The organism is Actinomadura sp. NPDC048032 (genome assembly GCF_040653175.1).
In the GTDB taxonomy this organism is placed as follows: Bacteria; Actinomycetota; Actinomycetes; order Streptosporangiales; family Streptosporangiaceae; genus Spirillospora; species Spirillospora verrucosospora.
Genome location: NZ_JBEZJP010000641.1, coordinates 1 through 3,161, shown reverse-complemented (window position 1 = coordinate 3,161; position 3,161 = coordinate 1). Strand labels below are relative to the sequence as shown.

General features: G+C 74.6%; 3 protein-coding genes. All 3 read left to right on the top strand.

The annotated features are described in order from the left end of the window. Positions 1-1,324: glycerol-3-phosphate dehydrogenase/oxidase (locus AB0C69_RS40475; protein WP_360361795.1), on the top strand; the 1,324-nt coding region annotated here is incomplete at its 5' end. Continuing rightward, a complete protein-coding gene (locus AB0C69_RS40470; RefSeq protein WP_353831236.1) occupies positions 1,321-2,874 on the top strand; it encodes an FAD-binding protein in 1,554 nt (517 codons plus the stop codon). The genes AB0C69_RS40475 and AB0C69_RS40470, both read left to right, overlap by 4 nt. Positions 2,875-2,887: 13 nt before the next feature. Next, positions 2,888-3,161 (top strand): glycerol-3-phosphate responsive antiterminator (locus AB0C69_RS40465; protein WP_360361791.1); only part of this gene is annotated, 274 nt, incomplete at its 3' end.

The window sequence follows — 3,161 nt, the reverse complement described above, 5'->3', positions numbered from 1 at the left end:
GGAGCGGTTCGCCGCCCCGGACACCACCCTGGTCGTCCTCGGCGCCGAGGGCGCGGTCGCCGAGCTGTCCAAGGGCCTGCTGTGGACCTACGACCTCGCGGGCGGCTGGCGCATCGGGCGGCTCCACCAGCGGCTGACGGTGCCGGAGGTCCTGGTCCGCGCCCCCCGGCTGCGCGCCGACCGCCTCAGGGGCGGCCTGCTCTACTACGACAGCCGCACCGACGACGCCCGCCTCACCCTGACCATCGCGCGGACCGCCGCGCACTTCGGCGCGACCGTCCTCAACGGCGCCGCCTGCCGCGGCCTGATCCGCGAGAACGGCCGCGTGCGCGGCGCCACCGTCCATGTCGACGGCCGCGACGTCGAGGTGCGCGCAGGGGTGGTCGTCAACGCGACGGGGGTCTGGTCCGACACGCTCGACGCGCTGTCGGATCCCGGCCACCGGCCGCGCGTCCGTCCCGCCAAGGGCGTGCACATCGTGGTGCCGTGGACCCGGCTGCCGATCGACGGGACCGTGACCGTGCCCGTCCCCGGCCGCGCCCGCCGCGCCACGTGCACCCGCTGGGGCGACGTGGTCGTGGTCGGCACCACCGACACCGACTACGACGGGCCGCTGGACGAGGTGCTGTGCACGCGGGAGGAGATGCAGTACCTCCTCGACGGGGCCAACACCGCGTTCGACGCCGAACTGGGCGCGGAGGACGTCGTCGGGTCGATCGCCGGGCTGCGCCCGCTCGTCGGGGGCAAGGAGGGCGCCACCCTCGACATGAGCCGCGACCACCGGATCGCCACCGACGCGCACGGGCTGGTCACCGTCACCGGAGGCAAGCTCACCACCAGCCGCCACATGGGCGAGCTGGTCGTGGACGAGGCGCTGAAGGAGCTCGGCCGCAAGGCGCGCTGCCGCACCGTCCGCCTCCCGCTGCTGGGCGGGGCGGGCTACGACGCGGAGGCCACCTCGGCGACGGGGGGTCTCGGCGCGCACCTGGGCGAGCGGTACGGCACCGAGGCCCGCTTCGTCGCCGATCTCATCGCCGAGGACGCCTCCCTGGCCGAGCCGGTCGTCGAGGGCGGCGGCCACCTGCGGGCCGAGGTGGTGTACGCGGCCCGGTGCGAGCTGGCGCGGACCGTCGACGACGTGCTGTCGCGCCGCACCCGGATGCGGCTGTTCGCCCGCGACCTGTCGGTCAAGGCGGCCCCGGAGGTCGCGCGGCTGCTGCAGCGGGAGCTGGGGCTGTCCGACGAGGAGGCCGGGCGGCAGATCGAGGACTACGTCTCCGGCGTGGAGCGGGAGCGGACCGTACTGATGGAGGAGAACCGTTGATCAGCAGGCAGACCATCACCCACCCCTTCAACCGCGGGGACTACGTCGTCGGGGCGCCCACGCCGCCGCGCTGGGCCGCCGACTGCCCGCCCGGCGACGGCGAGGCGAGCCTGCAGCAGGGCGCGGTCGCGGTGCCGGAGGCGGTCCTCGCCGAGCTGCGGGCGGCCGCGGCCGCCGTGCACACCGGCCGGGACGAGGTGGTCCGGCGGACCCGCGACTGGTGGGCGGGCACGTCCATCGGCGAGACCGACGGGCGCCCGGCCACCCCCGACGCGGTGGTCGTCGAGGCGGCCGACGAGGAGCAGGTGGCCGCCGTGGTCCGGATCTGCGCCGCGCACCGCGTCCCGCTGACGGTGTCGGCGGGACGCAGCAACGTGCTCGGCGCGGCGCTGCCGGTGTTCGGCGGGGTCGTGCTGGACGTCTGCCGGCTCGACCGGATCCTGTCCTTCGACGCCGAATCGATGATCGTCGAGGTGCAGGCGGGGATGTTCGGCGACCTGTTCGAGAAGGAGCTCCAGGAGGTCCACGGCGCCACCGCGGGGCACTGGCCGTCGGCCTTCGCGATCTCCACGGTCGGCGGCTGGGCGGCCTGCCGGGGGGCGGGCCAGCTCTCCACCCGGTACGGCAAGATCGAGGACATGGTCGTGGGGCTGGACGTGGTCCTGCCCGACGGATCGACCGCGAGCTTCGGCACCTACCCCCGGGCGGCCGTCGGCCCCGACCTGCGGCAGCTGTTCATCGGCTCCGAGGGCACGCTCGGCGTGATCACCCGGCTGCGGCTGCGGACCCACCGGCTGCCGGAGTACGCGTCGGGCCTGGCGTACGGGTTCGCCACGTTCTCCGACGGGCTGGACGCCTGCCGCGAGATCCTCCAGCGCGGCGCGACCCCGGCGGTGCTGCGCCTGTACGACGCGCACGAGAGCGGCACCCACTTCGGCGAGCCGGACACCAACCTGCTGCTGATCGCCGATGAGGGCGACCCGGCGCTGGTGGACGCGACGATGGCCGTCGCCGAGGAGGTCTGCGCGGCCCGCGCCCCGGTGACGCTGGACGGCGACGCGGTCCTGGCGCGCTGGCTCGACGAGCGGATGATCGTGGGCAAGTCGGGCGACGGGTTCGCCAAGGGACCCGGCTTCGTGGCCGACACCTGCGAGATCGCGGCGCCGTGGTCGTCTCTCACGGCCCTCTACGACGAGGTGATCGCGGCCGTCGAAGCCGTTCCGGGGACGCTGCGCGCCTCCGCGCACCAGTCCCACGCCTACACCGACGGCGCCTGCCTGTACTTCTCCCTGCGCGGCGACGTGGAACGCTCCCGCCGGCGGGAGTGGTACCGGGCGGCCTGGGACGCCGCCAACGACGTGCTCGTCCGGCACGGCGCCGCGATCAGCCACCACCACGGCGTGGGCCTGCTCCGGTCCCCCTACGTGCGGCCCTCTCTGGGCAGCGGCTTCGGCACCCTGGCGGCGGTCAAGCGGGCCCTCGACCCGAACGGGATCATGAACCCGGGGAAGCTGGGCCTGCCCGGGTTCTCCGAGGACCTCCGAGGATAAATAGGGTGTATTAATGGGCCTTCGTCCGAAACGTCCCGTAGATTCCCGGTTGCTGACCGCGCTGGCCGAGCACCCGGTGATGGCCTCGATCGTCGGGGCCGCCGCGGCCGGCCGGTTCGCCTCCCGGTCGGCGCCGCTCGGCATCCTCGCGTCCGTCCCGCTCGGCGAGCTGGAGGCCACGGTGGCGGCGACGCTCGCCGCACGCAAGATCGTCTTCGTGAACACGGACTCGACGCCGGGCCTGGGGCACGACCCGGGGGCCCTGACCTACCTCAAGGGGATCGGGG